The sequence below is a fragment of the Promicromonospora sp. NPDC060271 genome, assembly GCF_042726755.1.
Lineage (GTDB): Bacteria > Actinomycetota > Actinomycetes > Actinomycetales > Cellulomonadaceae > Promicromonospora.
In genome coordinates, this window is sequence record NZ_JBHXBG010000002.1 from 38,644 (window position 1) to 56,575 (window position 17,932).

General features: G+C 71.4%; 14 protein-coding genes. 13 read left to right on the top strand and 1 reads right to left on the bottom strand.

Annotated features, from left to right (window positions below; translation table 11 throughout):
- Positions 1-248 precede the first annotated feature (248 nt).
- The 5 genes from ACFWE2_RS00605 (at position 249) to ACFWE2_RS00625 (ending at position 6,677) form a co-directional block, all read left to right on the top strand.
- Positions 249-1,286: a LacI family DNA-binding transcriptional regulator gene (locus ACFWE2_RS00605; protein ID WP_377222258.1), complete on the top strand. Its 1,038-nt coding sequence runs from the start codon at positions 249-251 to the stop codon at positions 1,284-1,286.
- 86 nt (positions 1,287-1,372) lie between these two features.
- Entirely contained in the window at positions 1,373-3,544 is a 2,172-nt protein-coding gene (locus ACFWE2_RS00610) for a glycoside hydrolase family 36 protein (RefSeq protein WP_377222259.1), read from the top strand.
- A gap of 73 nt (positions 3,545-3,617) precedes the next feature.
- On the top strand, positions 3,618-4,946 hold the full coding sequence (locus ACFWE2_RS00615) for an ABC transporter substrate-binding protein (RefSeq protein WP_377222260.1): 1,329 nt from the start codon (positions 3,618-3,620) through the stop codon (positions 4,944-4,946).
- A 4-nt stretch (positions 4,947-4,950) separates the two neighbouring features.
- Complete coding sequence (locus ACFWE2_RS00620; protein WP_377222261.1) at positions 4,951-5,832, top strand: carbohydrate ABC transporter permease; 882 nt, start codon at positions 4,951-4,953, stop codon at positions 5,830-5,832.
- Between the two features lie 5 nt (positions 5,833-5,837).
- Positions 5,838-6,677, top strand: coding sequence for a carbohydrate ABC transporter permease (locus tag ACFWE2_RS00625; RefSeq protein ID WP_377222290.1), 840 nt, complete (start codon positions 5,838-5,840; stop codon positions 6,675-6,677).
- Positions 6,678-6,704: 27 nt separating this feature from the next.
- Here the strand turns inward: ACFWE2_RS00625 and ACFWE2_RS00630 are convergent, their stop codons facing one another.
- Positions 6,705-7,088 (bottom strand): universal stress protein, encoded by a 384-nt coding sequence (locus ACFWE2_RS00630; protein ID WP_377222262.1) that lies wholly within the window; start codon positions 7,086-7,088, stop codon positions 6,705-6,707.
- A gap of 218 nt (positions 7,089-7,306) precedes the next feature.
- On the opposite strand from ACFWE2_RS00630, the gene ACFWE2_RS00635 reads away from it, so the two are divergent.
- From ACFWE2_RS00635 to ACFWE2_RS00670, 8 genes are all read left to right on the top strand, one after another.
- The gene (locus ACFWE2_RS00635) at positions 7,307-8,416 is read left to right on the top strand and encodes an SPFH domain-containing protein (protein WP_377222263.1); all 1,110 of its coding nucleotides are present in this window, start codon (positions 7,307-7,309) and stop codon (positions 8,414-8,416) included.
- Positions 8,417-8,418: 2 nt separating this feature from the next.
- On the top strand, positions 8,419-9,612 hold the full coding sequence (locus ACFWE2_RS00640; protein ID WP_377222264.1) for a hypothetical protein: 1,194 nt from the start codon (positions 8,419-8,421) through the stop codon (positions 9,610-9,612).
- A gap of 77 nt (positions 9,613-9,689) precedes the next feature.
- Positions 9,690-10,124 carry a zf-TFIIB domain-containing protein gene (locus ACFWE2_RS00645; RefSeq protein ID WP_377222265.1) on the top strand — a complete coding sequence of 145 codons (435 nt, stop codon included), beginning with the start codon at positions 9,690-9,692 and terminating at the stop codon, positions 10,122-10,124.
- A gap of 509 nt (positions 10,125-10,633) precedes the next feature.
- On the top strand, positions 10,634-10,726 hold the full coding sequence (locus tag ACFWE2_RS00650; protein ID WP_274993490.1) for a potassium-transporting ATPase subunit F: 93 nt from the start codon (positions 10,634-10,636) through the stop codon (positions 10,724-10,726).
- 7 nt (positions 10,727-10,733) lie between these two features.
- Positions 10,734-12,413, top strand: a complete 1,680-nt coding sequence (kdpA, locus tag ACFWE2_RS00655) for a potassium-transporting ATPase subunit KdpA (RefSeq protein ID WP_377222266.1) — start codon at positions 10,734-10,736, stop codon at positions 12,411-12,413.
- Positions 12,410-14,656, top strand: coding sequence for a potassium-transporting ATPase subunit KdpB (gene kdpB, locus ACFWE2_RS00660; protein WP_377222267.1), 2,247 nt, complete (start codon positions 12,410-12,412; stop codon positions 14,654-14,656). Before kdpA ends, kdpB begins: the two co-directional genes overlap by 4 nt.
- A gap of 59 nt (positions 14,657-14,715) precedes the next feature.
- Positions 14,716-15,342, top strand: coding sequence for a potassium-transporting ATPase subunit KdpC (kdpC, locus tag ACFWE2_RS00665; protein WP_377222268.1), 627 nt, complete (start codon positions 14,716-14,718; stop codon positions 15,340-15,342).
- Positions 15,343-15,346: 4 nt separating this feature from the next.
- Positions 15,347-17,917: a DUF4118 domain-containing protein gene (locus ACFWE2_RS00670; RefSeq protein ID WP_377222269.1), complete on the top strand. Its 2,571-nt coding sequence runs from the start codon at positions 15,347-15,349 to the stop codon at positions 17,915-17,917.
- Positions 17,918-17,932: the final 15 nt, after the last annotated feature.

A 17,932-nucleotide genomic window follows, 5' to 3' on the forward strand; every position in this document is an offset into this window, starting at 1 on the left:
CGCTGACGGGGCGTCCGCCGCGACGGGTTCTGATCTGCGCTATCAGGAATGCTCACCTGTATTCCACTCCTTCGTGGATCGGGACCGGCGGACGACGCTCCGTATTGCCTGACATCGCAACGTAGCGAGGTCCGGGAGAGGGCGAGGATCGCGTGCGGGACGCGAGCCGAAACTATGAAAGCGCTAATCATCCGGACTTGGCAAGAGCACCCTCCGGCAACCGCAGGGTTTCGACGTAGCCTGGGCCCGTGGAACCTGACCGCCCGATGAAGCCGCCTGTCATCGCCGACGTCGCGCGCGTCGCCGGTGTCTCCGTCCCCACCGTCTCCCGCGTGCTCAGCGGCTCGGTGCCGGTAGGCCCCGAACGTCGCGCGCGCGTGATGGCGGCGATCAAGGAGCTGGGCTTCCGGCCCAACGGGGCCGCCCGGGCGCTCGCGACCGGCGGCCAGCCCATGATCGCCGTGTTCGCAGGGGACACGACGCGCTACGGCTACGCCTCGACGCTCCAGGGCATCGAGGAAGCCGCACGGCAGGCCGGCTACATGGTGGTCATCTCCGTGGTCGAGACCGACGACAAGCGCACGGTGGACGCCGCGATCGACCACGCCCTCGGCCAGCCCATGGCCGGCGCCATAGTGCTCGAGTACGACCCCCCGGGCGTCGCGGCGCTCGCCGCGATCCCGCCGTGGCTGCCCGTCGTCGCCGCGGCCTCGGGCCGACCTGCGGACGAGGAGGTGGCGCATGCGTTCATGGACGACCGCTTCGCCGCCGCGCGCGCGACCAAGTACCTGCTCGAGATCGGGCACCACACCGTGCACCACGTGGCGATCCCGTCCCCCGGCCGGCCGAGCGCCCGTCTGCTGGGGTGGCGCGACGCCCTCACCGAGGCGGGCGCCCCGGTCCCGCCCGTGCTGTACGCCGACTGGTCGCCGGACTCCGGCTACGACGCGGGTGCCCGGCTCGCCCTCCAGCCCGAGGTGACGGCGGTGCTCTGCGGCAACGACGAGCTTGCGATGGGACTGACCAAGGGCCTGGCCGACGCCGGCCGGAGCGTGCCCGGCGCGGTGAGTGTCATCGGGTTCGACGACCACCCGCTCAGCCACCTGTGGACGCCGCCGCTGACCACGGTGCGCCAGGACTTCGTCCGGCTCGGGCAGAGGGCGTTCCAGCTGCTCAGCGCTCAGATCGACAACGGGACCGTCCCGGCGTCGGTGCGGTTCGTCCCCGATCTGATCCTGCGTTCCTCGTCCGCGCCGCGCTCCGACCAGGCCCTCGACGTCCGCTGAAAGCGGTTGCTGTGCACTAACGCCCTGTAGATAGTCCTCCCGGCCGAAGTCTTGCGGCCAGTTCTGATATGCGCTTTCATGGCGTCGTGCAAGGAAGCCAGCCGACTGCGGCGAACCACCACCCAGCAGCGACGCGAGTAACGCTCTGGTCCCTGGACGGGGCCGAGCTGGCGCTCGTCCTGTCCACCGACGCCCCGGCAGCGCTGTCGACGGCGGGCCCGTTCGCCGACACGGAAACGGACGCGGACACGGACGCGGACACCGGGTCCGCCGGCGCCGAGGCACCGACCCAACCGCTGGTCGAGATCCTCGCGACAGGGCACGGCCGGGCCAACGCCAACACCCGCAACACCGCTACCGCGATCGGCGCGAGGCTCCGCGTGTTGGGCCACGACGTGACGGAGGCCGACGGCTGGCGGACGGTCCGGGTCTTCCAGGGCGACCCCGACACCACGCTGCACGTCACCTCGCACCTCCGGGTCCGCGAGGACGGCACCTCGCTGCAGTCGTGGACGACGGTTCGGAACGACGGTTCGGCGCCCCTCGTGCTCCAGGCGGTGTCGTCGCTGGTGATCGGACGCCCGGTCGGGACAGCACCTGTCGCCGGGACCCTGTCGCTGGAGGGCCACGGCGAGTGGGTGGGCGAGAACCGCTGGGCCTGGACGAAGCTCTCGGACCAGGCGGGGCTCGTCGGGCTCGACCTGCCCGCGCACCAGCACCAGGACGCCCGCGGCTCTCGCAGCCTGGTCAGCACGGGTTCATGGTCGTCCGGTCGGTACAACCCGGCAGGCGTCGTCCTGGCCGACGGCGGGCCGGCCCTCGCCTGGCAGGTCGAGCACAACGGCGCGTGGCGCGCGGAGCTCGGCGTCCGCCTGGACGCCCGGGACTCCGACGTGCTGGTGCTCGGCCTGTTCGGCCCCACCGACGACGACCACGCCTGGACCCGTGTCCTGCGGGCAGGTGAGTCGTTCGAGACCGTGCCGGTCTCCGTCGCGGCATCGGCCGGCTGGCAGGAGTCGCTGGCCGAGCTGACACGGCACCGCCGCGCGCTGCGTCGCAGGCCGCGCCGTCCCGTCATCGTCTTCAACGACTACATGAACACGCTCATGGGGGACCCGACGACCGCCAGGCTGCTGCCCCTCATCGAGGCGGCGGGCCGGTCCGGCGCCGAGTACTTCTGCATCGACGCCGGCTGGTACGACGACGGCGGCGACTGGTGGGACTCCGTAGGCCTCTGGGAGCCCTCGGTCACGCGGTTTCCCGACGGCGGCCTGCGCCGCGTCGTCGACGCGATCCGCGCCGCCGGGATGGTGCCGGGGCTCTGGCTGGAGCCTGAGGTCATGGGCGTGCGCAGCCCGCTCGCGGAGCGGCTGCCGGACGAGGCGTTCCTGCAGCGCCACGGCGTGCGGATCACCGAGCACGGCAGGCACCTGCTCGACCTGCGACACCGCGACGTCGTCAAGCACCTGGACGAGGTGGTCGACCGCCTGGTCGAGTGCTTCGGCGTCGGCTACCTCAAGCTCGACTACAACGTCACGCCGGGGGCGGGCACCGACCTGGACGCCGACAGCCCCGGTGACGGCCTGCTCCGGCAGAACCGCGCGCACCTCGACTGGATCGACGGCGTGCTGGCACGGCACCCCGACCTGGTGATCGAGAACTGTGCGTCCGGCGCCATGCGCTCGGACTACGCGCTGCTGTCCCGGCTCGACCTGCAGTCGACGTCGGACCAGCAGAACCCCCTGCTCTACCCGCCGATCGCCGCCGGCGCGCTGGTCGGCATCCTGCCGGAGCAGGCGGCGAACTGGGCCTACCCGCAGCCCGACATGACCGACGAGGAGATCGTCTTCACGCTCTCCACCGGGCTCGCAGGGCAGCTCTACCTCTCCGGCAAGCTGCATGACATGACCCCGGAGCAGGCGGCGCTCGTCGCCGACGGTGTGGGTCTGGCGAAGCAGTGGAGGTCGCTGCTGGTCGACGCCGTCCCGTTCTGGCCGCTTGGGCTGCCGGACTGGAACGCCCCGCTCGTGGCCTCCGGCCTGCGCGGCACCGACGAGTCGCTGGTCGTCGTCTGGTGGCGCGGGACCGGGGACACGGAGGTCGAGCTCGGCCTGCCCGGCGGAGCCGTCGACATCGCCTTCGGTCCGCCTGCCGACGGCTGGCGCGTCGTCCGCGACGGGGACGGTCCCGTCCGTGTCCACATCCCCGCGGGCCCACAGGCCCGCGTCCTGAGAGTCCGCCACGCCGGGCTCGTCTGACCACCGGGGCCGGTACCGCGGCCCCGCACACGACCCGCAGTCACTGATGACTGCGCCCATCCAAGGAGTCGATATGAAGAAGTATCTGACCATCCCGGCCGCGACAGTCGCCGTCGGCCTCCTCGTCGCCGGCTGCAGCGACCCGACGGCCGGTCCCGGCGGGGCCGGACCGGGCGGCTCGGGCACCCAGGCGGAGTGGCCCGCGCAGGACACGGACCTGACCGGCACGAAGCTCACCATCTGGGCCGCCCAGAACTCCAACACCGCGCCCGAAGCCGTCGTGGCCGGGTTCGAGGAGCTGACCGGCGCCGAGGTCGAGGTCGTCACGATCCCCGACCCGTACGAGCAGGGCGTGCAGACCAAGGTCGCCACGGGCGACCTGCCCGACCTCGCGTTCTGGCAGCCGACCGGCTCCATGCTCACCGCGCTCAACGCGCCGACCAACCTGCAGCCGCTCGACGGCGCGCCGTGGCTCGACTCGTACGGCGAGGGCCTGGCCGACATCACCGGCCTCCTCGACGACACCCGCTACGCGGCCCTCGTCACGAGCCCCGCGGTCGAGGGCGTGTACTACAACAAGGAGGTCTTCGCGGAGCACGGGATCACCGAGACGCCCACCGACTGGGACAGCTTCATCGAGACCGCCCGCACCCTGAAGTCCGAGGGTGAGACGCCGTTCTTCGAGATGGCCGCCGACCAGTGGGCCACGCAGTGGTGGGTCCAGGTCCAGCTCGCCGACGCCGCCGAGGACGGGCTGTGGGACCGCGTGAACACCGGCGAGGAGAAGTTCACCGACCCGACGATCCTCGGCGCCATCGAGACGTACAAGGGCCTGATCGACGAAGGCCTCTTCAACGAGGACATCAGGACCGCGACGTTCGAGGACCAGGCGGACGCCCTCCTCGCCGGCGACGCGGCGATGGCCGTCCAGGTCAACTCGTTCTTCGGCCAGCTGCAGGCCAAGGCGGACGCCGCGGAGCTCGACGAGAAGATCGGCTTCTTCCCGATCTCGCCCACCGGCAACGTCGGAACGTTCATCCCCGACCAGTCGAACGCCCTGGTCGCCTTCAGGACCGGTGACGCCGACCGCGAGGCGGCGGCACGCCAGCTCCTGTCGTACTGGCTCGGTGACGGCTACGCGGACTTCGTCGCGGACCGTGACACCATCTCGCTGCAGGACGGCGTCCCGACGCCGGACTCGGTGCCGCAGGCGCTCCTCGACGCGCACGCGTCGCTCGGCGAGTCCGTCGGGTCCATGCAGGCGCTCGCCGTGGCGAACCCCGACCTGTACATCTACCTGGCCGACATGATCCAGGGCACGACCACGCCCGAAGAGGTCGCGCAGCAGACCCAGGACCAGTTCGCCCAGCTCGCCCGAGCCCAGGGCATCGAAGGCTTCTGACCCGGTGCGCACCGCCTCGGGCCACCGCGCCGACCATCCCGCCGCCTTCCTCGTCCCCGCGTTCGCGGTCCTCGGGGTGTTCTTCTTCCTGCCGACGGTCTTCAACTTCGTCTACGCGCTCACCGACTGGTCGAGCTTCAAGAGCGAGATCCGCTTCGTCGGGCTGCAGAACTTCCAGGACCTCGTCTCGAGCGGCACCCTCCTGTCGTCCCTGCGGATCACGCTGGTCTACGCGGTCCTGGTGGCGATCTTCCAGAACGTCTTCGGGCTGCTGCTCGCGCTTCTGCTCGAACGTGACACCAGGATCAACCGCTTCGCCAGGGTCATGTTCTTCGTCCCGGTCGTCATGTCCGCGCTCGCCGTGGGCTACGTCTTCCAGGCGATCCTCAAACCGGACGGCGCCGCCAACGCGATCCTCAGCGTCCTGACCGGCCAGCCGGTCACGATCCCCTGGCTGGGGGACACGACATGGACGCTGGTGGTGGTGGCGCTGGTCCACGCCTGGAAGTGGATGGGCCTGTCCATGCTCATCTACCTCGCGGGCCTGAAGACGATCAGCGAGGACGTGCTCGAGGCCGCCCGGCTCGACGGCGCCTCGGCCTGGAGCGCCTTCCGGCACATCCGCTTCCCGCTGCTCGCACCCGCGCTGACCTTCAACGTCGCGACCGCGCTGCTGGGTTCGATGAACGGGTTCGACATCGTCCAGGCGACCACCGGCGGCGGGCCGGCGCGCACCACCGAGCTGCTCAACATCTTTGTCTTCCGCACGTTCGGACAGGGGCTGTTCGCCCAGGCCACGACCATGAGCCTCGTGCTCTTCGTGGTCGTCGTGGCCCTCGCGTTCCCCGTCATCCGGACCCTGCGCAAGCGAGAGGAAGTCCTGTGAGCCCTATGAGGCACGTGAACGACAGGCACGGCGTCTGGCGGCGCGTGCAGCCGGTGGCGGCCGTCCTCGCCGTCGTCCTGCTGATCGGCATGCCGCTGTGGATAGTGGTGGTCACGGCGGGCAAGAGCCAGGGCGAGGCCCTCGACCCCGACCTCTCCCTGCCCACCACCTGGCAGTACGCCGAGAACTTCGCTGCGGTCTGGGAGGACGGCCGGGTGCCCGCCGCGTTCTTCGGGAGCCTGCTCGTCATGGTCCCCGCGGTCATCGGGGTGCTCGCGCTCGGTTCCCTCGCCTCGTGGGTGCTCGCCCGCCGCAGCTCCCGGCTCATGGCGGTGCTCTACGCGCTGGCGATCAGCGGCATCGTGCTGCCGCCCGCCGTCGTGACCGTGGTGCTGCTGCTGCGCCAGCTCGGCCTCGCGGGCACGGCGATCGGCATGATCGGCGTCTACATGGGCATGTATCTGTCGACGGTCATCTTCTTCGTCACCGGCTTCATCCGGACGATCCCGGTGGAGCTCGAGGAGGCGGCACGGGTCGACGGCGCAGGCCCGCTGCGCGTGTTCGGCCGGATCATCCTGCCGCTGCTGGCGCCCGTTCTGTCGACGGCGACCATCCTGATCTGCCTGTACGTCTGGAACGACGTGTTCTACGCGTTCTTCGTGGTCGGCGGGCGACTGGACACGCTGCCGCTGAACCTGTTCCAGGTCGCCAGCGCCGGGCTGTACCTGGAGAACTGGCACCTGATCTTCGCCTACGTGGTGCTGATGAGCCTGCCGCTCCTGGCGGTCTTCGTCGTCGCCCAGCGCAAGATCATCTCGGGGATCACGTCGGGAGCGGTGAAGTAGCGGCACCGGCCGACGGCGACACAGGGGTCAGGCGTAGCCGGCCTTGACCACCAGGACCGGCGCGGGGGAGTCGAGCAGCACCCGCTGAGTCGTCGCCCCGACCAGGAACTTCCCGACCGTCGAGTGCTTGCGCGAGCCGATCACCACGAGGTCGGCCGAGACCGCCTCGGCCTGGTCGACTATCGCGTCGGCGACGTCGGCGTGCTCGGCGCGGAACACTATCGGCGCGATGGTGACGCTGCCGGGGACGGCGTCGAGCAGGTGGGCGAGCGCCGCGGGGACCTTGGCCCCCACCTGCGGAGTCAGCACGAGAACGGCCAGCTCCTGCTCACGTCGTGTCGCCTCGGTGACGGCCGCGCGCATCGCGGCCTCACCCTGGGGTGACTCGTTGTACGCCACGAGGACGGTCATCGGTCCTTGCACCTCCGGACAGGTTCGCCGGGTGTCACCCCTGCTGGTGAAACTCTCTCACATGTCCAGGTCACTGGCAGTCGCGTCTTGCCTGGTGCCCGACACGACGGACCACCGGACCGGTTCCGGGCCACTTTCGTTCCCCCGGGTGCGCCGGACTTGTAGGGTCCATTTGCCCGCAGCGTCCGGGCAGGAGAGCCACGAACAGGGAGCACGTCATGGGCCTGCTGGACAAGATCAAGGGCGAGCTGGTCGACATCGTCGAATGGCTCGACGACACGCGGGACACCATCGTGTGGCGGTTCCCCCGGTACGAGAACGAGATCAAGATGGGCGCGCGCCTCGTGGTGCGCGAGTCCCAGACCGCGGTCTTCGTCAACGAGGGCGTGATCGCCGACGTGTTCGAGCCAGGCACCTACACGCTCGAGACGCAGAACCTGCCCGTGCTCTCGACGCTGAAGGGCTGGAAGCACGGCTTCCACTCACCGTTCAAGGCCGAGGTGTACTTCGTCAGCACCCGCCAGTTCACCGACCTGAAGTGGGGCACCAAGAACCCCGTCATGATGCGGGACCCGGAGCTGGGCATGGTGCGCGTGCGCGCCTTCGGCGCGTTCTCGGTCCGCGTCGTCGACCCGCAGAAGCTGCTGCGCGAGCTGGTCGGCACCGACCCGCAGTTCCGCACCGACGAGGTGCACGAGTACCTGCGCCAGAACATGGTGAGCCACCTCGCGAGCGTGCTCGCCTCGTCCGGCGTCCCGGTCATCGAGCTCGCCGCCCACCACGGCGACCTCGGCGACCAGCTCGCGACCCGGCTCACCGACGAGCTCGCGGACCTCGGCATCGCCGTGCCCAAGTTCGTCATCGAGAACATCTCCCTGCCGCCCGAGGTCGAGGAGGCGCTCGACAAGCGCACTTCCATGGGCATCGTCTCCTCGGGGACGGTCGGCAGCATGGCCGCCTTCCAGCAGTTCCAGGCGGGGCAGGCGATGGAGGCGGCGGCAGAGGGCGGTGGCAGCGCCGGCGCGGTGATCGGCATGGGCCTCGGGCAGTCGGTCGGCAACGCGATAGTGCCGCCCACCCAGACCGCTCCAGCCCAGACCACCCCGGCGTCGGGCCCGCCGCCCCTGCCCGGCTGGTACCTCGGCAACGGTGGCGCGCAGACCGGCCCGTTCGACGACGCGGCGCTCGCCGCCCAGGCCGCCGCCGGCACGCTGACCGCGGGCACGTTGATCTGGCGCGCGGGCATGGCCGGCTGGGAGCCGGCGTCGTCGGTGCCGGACGTCGCGAAGCACCTCGGCGCCACCCCGCCGCCCCTCCCGCAGGCCTGACGATGGCTGAGCTGACCGAGGGGGGCGTCACCGCCCACCGCTCCTACCCGTGCGAGCAGTGCGGGGCCAGCGTCGAGTTCGTCGCCGGCACCGGCGCGCTGACCTGCCCGTACTGCGGGCACACACAGAAGGTGACGCCGGCCGGCGGCGAGGTGCGCGAGCACGACTTCGCGGCGCTCGCCGCGAGGCAGCGCCCCGCCGCACCGGCCACCCACGACTACCGGTGCGGCACGTGCGGGGCGATGACGACCAGCGACCACCTGTCGCAGAAGTGCGGGTTCTGCGGGTCGCCCATGGTCGCGGAGGTCGAGAGCCTCGGCCTGGTCGAGCCGGAGGCCGTGCTGCCCTTCGGGGTCGACCGGCCGGCCATGCAGGACGCGCTGCGGAAGTGGGTGCGCTCGCGGTGGTTCGCGCCGTCGGCCCTCAAGAAGGTCGTCTCGGCCGAGCAGGCGCACGGCGTCTACCTGCCGCACTGGACGTTCGACACGCAGACACGGACGGACTACACGGGGCAGCGGGGCGAGCACTACTGGGTCACCGAGACGTACACGACCACCGACTCCGAGGGCCGCAGCCAGACGCAGACGCGGCAGGTGCAGAAGACGGCCTGGTACCCGGCGTCGGGCACGGTGGCGCGGGCCTTCGACGACGTGCTCGTCGCGGGGACGCGGCGGGTCATGCCCGAGCACCTGGCCAGGCTGAGCCCTTGGCCGCTGGAACAGGCGGCGGCCTACCAGCCGGACTACCTCGCGGGCTACGAGACCCTGCGGTACGACGTCGAGCCCGAGGCCGGGCTGGAAGCGGCCAAGCAGGAGATGGCGCCGGTCATCGAGAACGACTGCGAGCGGGACATCGGCGGCGACGTGCAGCGGGTGCACCACGTGGCGACCAGCTACTTCGACGTGACGTACAAGCTCCTGCTGCTGCCGGTGTGGATCGCCACCTACCTGTACGGCGGCAAGCCGTTCCAGGTGCTGGTCAACGCCCGCACCGCCGAGGTGGTGGGGCAGCGACCCTGGTCGGCCTGGAAGATCGCGTTCGCGGTCCTCGCGGGGCTGGCGCTGGTCGCGGGGATCGTGTGGGCGGTGGTCGCGGCCCAGGACGACGGCGCCGCGACCGTCGTCTACTCGGGGCTCGCGCTGTTGGGTGATCCGGTCTCTCGTGAGAACGTGGGTCTTTCCGCGGATCCCGGCTGACACCGACGTCACGGAACCGCACGACCGGCTTGTCCGTTGGGTGACCTGCAGACGACGACCGCATAGGAGACCACACGATGCTGTGCCCCATCGACCAGACCACGCTCGTCATGTCCGAGCGCAAGGGGATCGAGATCGACTACTGCCCCACGTGCCGTGGTGTGTGGCTCGACCGCGGTGAGCTCGACAAGGTCATCGACCGCTCGGTCGAGACCGAGATCGCCGCGGAGAACCGGCCGGCGCCGCCGTCGGCCCCCGTGGCGCCGTCGGCTCCCAACCCCGTGCAGGCGGGGCCCTACGGTTCGCCGCAGCCGGCCTACGACCCGCGCTACGACGACCGCCGGCGCGACGACCGCCGCTACGACAGCGACCGGGACCGTCGGTACGATGGCGACCGCCGCTACGACAGCGACCGGGACCGCGACCGCCGGTACGACGGCGACCACCGGAACGACCCGCGGTACAAGAAGAAGCGCAAGGAGTCCTTCCTGGAGGACCTCTTCGACTTCTGACGCCGCCCGGCTCGAACGACCCCGACACGATGCACGCGACACGCCGACGGTCGCGTGCATCGTGCTGGGGTCGCTCTGTCGCTCTCTCGGCCGGCCTTGACCTCAACTTCAGTTGGGGTCTTAGCGTTCGGCGTGGACAGGGGCCCACGGGTCGTCCTGCAGCGAGGTGGCCGGCCAGCGAGGCAGTCGATCAGTACTCACGCGCGGGCCGCTGAGCGTCTGTCTCGCTGGCCGACCATCTCGCTGCGGTTCTGTCCGGCAACGGCTCGGGCTCGCCGCGGTTCCACGCCGGCGGCCAGGTCTCGGCGTCAGGAGGGCGTCAGGGTCGCCGGCGCACGTGTCAACGTTCCGTCAAGGGCGCGGTCCGCCGGGCGCCGTCGGGCATAGACCGGTGGCATGACCGATCTGGCCTTCATCCTCCTGACCGTGGCGTTCTTCGCCGTGGTGGCAGTGGTGGCGCGTCGCGCCTCCTCGAACGAGTCGTCCGTCAGCCCTCGGGGGAGGCGGAAGTGAACCCGTTCGACGCCGTTGGCCTGGCGCTCACCCTCGCGGGCCTCGTGTACCTCTTCGTGGCGCTGATCCGCGCCGACCGGACGCGGTGATCGGCCGGTGAGCACCGCAGTCCTCAACTCAGCTCTGCCGGCAGCGGCGCAGATCCTCGTGCTGCTCGCCGCCCTCGCCGCGGTGCACGCGCCGTTCGGCGCGTACCTGGCGCGCAGCTACACCAGCCCGAAGCACCTGCGGATCGAGCGTCTCTGGTACCGCGCCGTCCGCGTCGACCCGGACGCCGAGCAGCGCTGGACCACCTACCTGATGTCCCTGCTCGGCTTCTCGCTGGTCTCCGTCCTCTTCCTGTACGGGATGCTGCGGCTGCAGGAGTTCCTGCCGTGGAGCCTCGGCTTCTCCGGGTTCGACCCGGCGGGTGCGTGGAACACCGCCGTCAGCTTCACCACCAACACCAACTGGCAGTGGTACTCGGGTGAGGCAGCGGCCGGACACCTGGTGCAGATGGCCGGGCTGGCCGTGCAGAACTTCGTCTCGGCGGCGGTCGGCATGGCGGTGGCGATCGCGCTGGTGCGCGGCTTCGCCCGCTCCGGGACCGACGCCCGTGTCGGCAACTTCTGGCGCGACCTGACCCGCGGCGTGACCCGGGTGCTGCTCCCGATCTCCGTGCTGGCCGCGATCGTCCTCATGGTCGGCGGCGTGATCCAGAACCTGGACCCGCACACCGCGCTCACCACGGTCGAGGGCGGCACCCAGCACGCGCTCGGTGGCCCGATCGCCTCGCAGGAGGCCATCAAGGAGCTCGGCAACAACGGCGGCGGCCCGTTCAACGCGAACTCGTCCCACCCGCTGGAGAACCCGACGCCGTTCACGAACATCCTCGAGATCTTCCTGATCCTGCTCGTCCCGTTCACGCTGCCGCGCGCGTTCGGCATCATGGTCGGCGACAAGCGCCAGGGCTGGGCGGTCCTCGGTGCCATGGGCGCGCTGTTCCTGGCGTCGCTGGTGCTGACCACCTGGGCGGAGCTGGCAGGCCCCGGTGCTGCCCCGCACGCGGCCGGCGCCGCCATGGAGGGCAAGGAGACCCGGTTCGGGCTCGCCGGAAGTGCGCTGTTCGCGGTCGCGACGACGGCGACGTCGACGGGTGCGGTCAACTCGATGCACGACTCGTTCACGGCGCCGGGCGGTGGCCTGGTGCTGTTCAACATGCTGCTGGGGGAGGTCGCCCCGGGCGGGGCCGGAGCCGGCCTGTACGGGATGCTGATCCTCGCGGTGGTCGCGGTGTTCATCGCGGGCCTCATGGTGGGTCGCACGCCCGAGTACCTGGGCAAGAAGATCGGCCGCCAGGAGATGACGCTCGTCGCGCTGTACGTGCTGACGGTGCCCGCCCTGGTGCTCGTCGGCACGGCGGTCGCCGTCGTCGTCGAACCGGGCCTGGCAGGTATCCAGGAGTCCGGCCCGCACGGCCTGTCCGAGGTGCTGTACGCGTACGCCTCGGCCGCGAACAACAACGGCTCGGCCTTCGGCGGCCTGACCACCGGCACCCCGTTCTACGAGGTGACGATGGGCCTGGCGATGCTCGCCGGCCGGTTCGTCCCGATCGCGCTGGTGCTGGCGCTGGCCGGCCGCCTCGCGAGCCAGACGGCGGTCCCCGCGACGGCGGGCACCCTGCCGACGCACCGCCCGCTGTTCGTCGGCCTGGTGGCCACGGTCGCGATCGTCGTCGTGGGGCTCACGTTCATCCCTGTTCTTTCCCTCGGTCCCGTTGTGGAGTCCCTGTCATGACCATCGACACCCGGAACCTCCCGGACGTCCCCATCCACGAGCCCGTGACCGACGCGGAGAGCCGGCACCACTCGAAGCGCACGACACCTCGTGCCCTGACCTGGGCACAGGTACGCGCCTCGTTCCCGGGGGCGGTGCGCAAGCTCGACCCGCGCGTCCTGTACACCTCGCCGGTCATGTTCGTCGTCGAGGTGGGCGCGTTCGTGACCACCGTGCTGGCGATCATCGAGCCGGGCGTCTTCGCCTGGTGGATCACGGTGTGGCTGTGGGCGACGGTGCTCTTCGCGACCCTCGCGGAGTCCATCGCCGAGTCCCGCGGCAAGGCACAGGCCTCCACGCTGCGCGCCACGCAGAAGCAGACGACGGCGCGCAAGGTCGACGCCTCGCCGGAGACCCTGGCCACCCGCACCGGGCTGGACCTGTTGCCGGCGGTCGAGGTGCCGTCCTCGACCCTCCAGGTGGGCGACGTCGTGGTGGTCGCGGCGGGCGAGACGATCCCGGGCGACGGCGACGTCATCGAGGGTGTCGCGTCCGTGGACGAGTCGGCGATCACCGGCGAGTCGGCACCGGTGATCCGCGAGTCCGGCGGTGACCGCAGCGCGGTCACGGGCGGCACCGTGGTGCTGTCCGACCAGGTCGTCGTGCGGATCACGGCGCCCGCCGGGTCCACGTTCGTGGACCGGATGATCGCGCTCGTCGAGGGCAGCGAGCGCCAGAAGACGCCGAACGAGGTGGCGCTCAACATCCTGCTCACGTCGCTGACCATCGTGTTCCTGCTGGCGGTCGCCACGCTGCAGCCGTTGGCGGTGTACTCGGGCTCGCGGCAGGCGCTGCTTGTCCTGGTGGCGCTGCTGGTCTGCCTGATCCCGACGACGATCGGCGCGCTGCTGAGCGCCATCGGCATCGCGGGCATGGACCGGCTGGTGCAGCGCAACGTGCTGGCGATGTCGGGCCGCGCGGTCGAGGCGGCGGGCGACGTCGACGTGCTGCTGCTCGACAAGACCGGCACCATCACCTACGGCAACCGGCGGGCGACCGAGGTGCTGTCGGTCGGCGAGGTGACGCCGAAGGAGCTGGCGGCAGCGGCTCGGCTGGCCTCCCTCGCGGACGAGACGCCGGAGGGCCGGAGCATCGTCGAGCTGGTGGACGCAAGCCACCCCTCCGCTGAGTGCGGGATCTTCGCCCCCCGAACGGGGTCTGACGGGGCGAATATCCAGCACTCAACGGACGGGGTGGAGTGGGTGCCGTTCACGGCGCAGACGCGGATGTCGGGGGTGGACCTCCCCGTGTCAGACCCACAGGTCACCGGGGTGACCCCTGCGTCTGACACGTCGGTGCGCCGCATCCGGAAGGGGGCCGCCAGCGCTGTCCAGCGTTGGGTGCAGAGCACCGGTGCGCAGGTCTCCGCGCAGGAGACCGCGGAGCTGGAGGGGCACGTCGACGCCGTCTCCCGGACGGGCGGCACGCCGCTGGTCGTCGCGGAGCAGGTGGGCGACGCGCCCGCGCGGGTGCTCGGCGTCGTCCGGCTGAAGGACGTGGTCAAGGAGGGCATGCGCGAGCGGTTCGACGAGCTGCGCGCCATGGGCATCCGCTCCGTCATGGTCACGGGCGACAACCAGGTGACGGCCCGGGCGATCGCGGAGGAGGCCGGCGTGGACGACGTGCTGGCGGAGGCAACCCCCGAGGACAAGCTCGACCTGATCCGCCGCGAGCAGGAGGGCGGCCGGCTGGTCGCCATGGCCGGCGACGGCACGAACGACGCCCCGGCGCTGGCCCAGTCCGACGTCGGCGTCGCGATGAACACCGGGACGTCCGCCGCCAAGGAGGCGGGCAACATGGTGGACCTCGACTCCGACCCCACCAAGCTCATCGAGATCGTGGAGATCGGCAAGCAGCTCCTCATCACGCGCGGCGCCCTGACGACGTTCTCCGTGGCGAACGACGTCGCGAAGTACTTCGCGATCCTGCCCGCCATGTTCATGACGGTGTTCCCGCAGCTCGAGGTGCTGAACATCATGCGGTTGGCGAGCCCAGGCTCGGCGATCCTGTCGGCCGTCATCTTCAACGCGCTGGTCATCCTCGCGCTGATCCCGCTCTCGCTGCGCGGGGTGCGGTACCGGCCGGCGTCCGCGTCGTCACTGCTGACGCGGAACCTGCTGGTCTACGGCCTCGGCGGGCTGGTGGCCCCGTTCATCGGGATCAAGCTCATCGACCTGGTCGTCTCGCTGCTCCCGGGCCTGTAGCCCGGACCCCGATCTCGAAGCCCAGAAACACAGAAGCCAAGAAACACAGAGGAACTCAGATGGCAACGACAACAGTGGCGAGCGACCTCGCGACGCTGACCCGGCACTCGCTGGCCGGGCTGCGCATGCTGCTCGTCCTCACTCTCGTCACCGGGCTGGCGTACCCGCTCGCGATGACCGCCGTCGGGCAGGTGGCCTTCCCCTGGCAGGCGAACGGTTCGCTCGTCCGGTCCGACGGCGCCCCGACCACCTCGCGCTCCGACGCCGTTGGCTCCGCGCTCGTCGCACAGGGCTTCACGGGTCCCGAGTACTTCCACCCCCGCCCGTCCGCGGCCGGGGACGGGTACGACACCCTCGCCTCGGGCGGGTCCAACCTGGGTCCCCTCAACCCCGACCTGGTCGCGACGATCGAGGAGCGCAAGGCCGCGGTGGCGGCCCTGGAAGGTGTGGACCCGGCGGACGTCCCGGCCGACGCCGTCACGGCGTCGGGCTCCGGCCTGGACCCGCACATCAGTCCCGCGTACGCGGCGATCCAGGTGGCTCGGGTCGCGGGGGCGCGCGGCCTGTCCGTCGCCGACGTCGAGCGGGCGGTGGCGGAGCACACCGCCGGGCGCGACCTGGGCGTGCTGGGCGACCCGCGCGTCAACGTGCTGGAGCTCAACCTCGCCCTCGATGACGCACACTGAGGCCATGACCACCGGACGCCGGGGCCGCCTCACCGTCTATCTGGGGGCGGCCCCGGGCGTGGGCAAGACCTACGCCATGCTCGACGAGGCGCACCGCCGCCGCGCACGGGGTACCGACGTCGTGATCGGCCTTGTCGAGACGCACGGCCGGACGGCGACGGTCGAGCGGACGGGGGACCTCGAGATGCTTCCGCGGCGGCTCGTCGAGCACCGGGGCACGACGCTCACCGAGCTCGACGTCCCAGCCGTGCTGGAGCGGGCGCCCGAGGTGGCGCTGGTGGACGAGCTCGCGCACACGAACGCCCCCGGCTCGAAGCACCCCAAGCGCTGGCAGGACGTGCACGACCTGCTGGACGCCGGCATCGACGTGGTCACGACGGTCAACGTGCAGCACCTCGCCTCCCTGACGGACGACGTCGAGGCCATCACCGGCGTCCGGCAGCGCGAGACGGTGCCGGACAAGGTGGTGCGCGAGGCCGACCAGATCCAGCTCGTGGACCTCTCGCCCGAGCAGCTACGGCGCAGGCTCGCGCATGGCAACGTGTACCGGGCCGAGCAGATCGACGCGTCCATGTCGTCGTTCTTCCGCGTCGGCAACCTGACGGCGCTGCGCGAGCTCGCCCTGCTCTGGCTCGCCGACCGCGTCGACGACGCCCTGACCAGGTACCGCGCCGACCACTCGATCGGCGGCACGTGGCCGGCCCGCGAGCGCATCGTCGTGGCCGTCACCGGTGGCCCGGAGACGGAGACGCTGCTGCGCCGGGCGGCCCGGATCGCCCAGCGGGCGGCCGGTACCGAGCTGCTGGCGGTGCACGTCCTGCCGACCGACGGCCTGCCGTCGACGCCGTCGGCCACCATCGCGGCGCACCGCGCGCTCGCGGAGTCGCTCGGCGGGGTGTTCCACACGGTGGTGGGGGAGGACGTGCCGACCGCCGTCGTGGACTTCGCGCGTGGGGTGAACGCGACGATGATCGTGGTGGGCGTGTCGAGGCACAGCGTGTGGCGGCAGGCCCTGCTCGGGTCCTCCAGCGCGGAGATCGCGCGTCTGTCGGGCGCCATCGACGTGCACCTGGTGACGCACGAACGGGCCCATGTCGGGACGGGCGTCGGGTCCCGGTACTCGTCGCTGTCCCCGAGGCGCCGGGCGGCGGGCTGGGGATCGTCCCTGGTGCTGCCGGCGGCCCTGACGGGGGTGCTGCTGCTGATCGGCCGGAACGACGTGGCCCTCGCGACCGACGCGATGGTGCTCCTGGCGGGTGTCGTCGGGGTCGCGCTGATCGGCGGGCTGTGGCCTGCGGTCGTGGCAGCCGTCGTGTCGAACCTGTGCCTGAACTGGTTCTTCACACCTCCGGTGGGCTTCTGGACGATCGCCGAGGCCGAGAACGTGTTCGCCCTCGCCGTGTTCGTGGTGGTCGCCGTCGCGGTCGCCTCGGTGGTCGACCTCGCGGCGCGGCGCTCCACCCAGGCGTACCGGGCGCGGGCCGAGGCGTCGACGCTCGCGGCGCTGTCGCGTTCGGTGCTCTCGGGGCAGGACACGGCGCAGGCGATAGTGGAACGCCTCGCCCAGACGTTCGCGATGGCCGAGGTGCGGCTCGAGGAACGCGCCGACGACCGCGCGCCGTGGACGGTGGTGGCCCACGAGACGTGGGCGACCGCCGAGGAGGGGTCGGGCGCCGGCTCCGACGCAGGGTCCGGCGGGTCCGGTGCCACGGACGACGGGTCCGTCACCGAGGTGGCGATCGACGACAGGCACCGGCTCGTCCTCGCGGGCCGCGTCCTCCCGGCGAGCGACCGGCAGGTCGTCGAGGCGTTCGGCGCACAGGCCGGCATCGTGCTGGAGCACCGGCGGCTGCGGGAGCAGGCAGCCCAGGCGGAGGTGCTGGAGCGGACCGAGAGCACCCGCACCGCGCTGCTCGCAGCCGTCTCGCACGACCTGCGCACCCCGCTCGCGGTGATCCGCACGGCGGTGGACGGTCTCGCCTCGCCCGACGTCGAGCTCGACCGCGAGGACCGGGACGTCCTGACGGCCACCATCGCGGACTCGACCTACCGGCTGGAGCGGCTCATCGGCAACCTGCTGGACCTGTCGCGACTGCAGACCGGCGCCGTCCGGCCGGTGCTGCGCGCCGCGTCGCTGGAGGAGGTGGTGCCGATCGCCGTCGAGCCGTGGCTCTCCGACCTCGCGCTCGACGTGCCGGAGGACCTCCCGCTCGTGCACACGGACCCCGGCCTGTTCGAGCGGGTGGTGGCGAACGTGGTCTCCAACGCGGTCCGGCACTCCCCGCCCGGGACGAAGGTGCTGTTCACGGCGTCCGCGACGCGCGCGGCCGTGGAGCTGCGGATCGCCGACACCGGGCCCGGCGTGCCCGACGCCCGCAAGGCCACCATGTTCGAACCCTTCCAGCGGCTCGACGACACGAGCGTCGACGGCCTCGGCCTCGGGCTGGCGGTCGCGTCGGGGCTCGCGGACGCCGTCGGCGCCCGGATCGCGGCGGAGGACACCCCCGGCGGGGGCCTGACGATGGTACTGACCGTGCCGCGCGAACCGGCGCCGGATGATGGGATGGTTCCGTGACGGAGGTGCCGGACG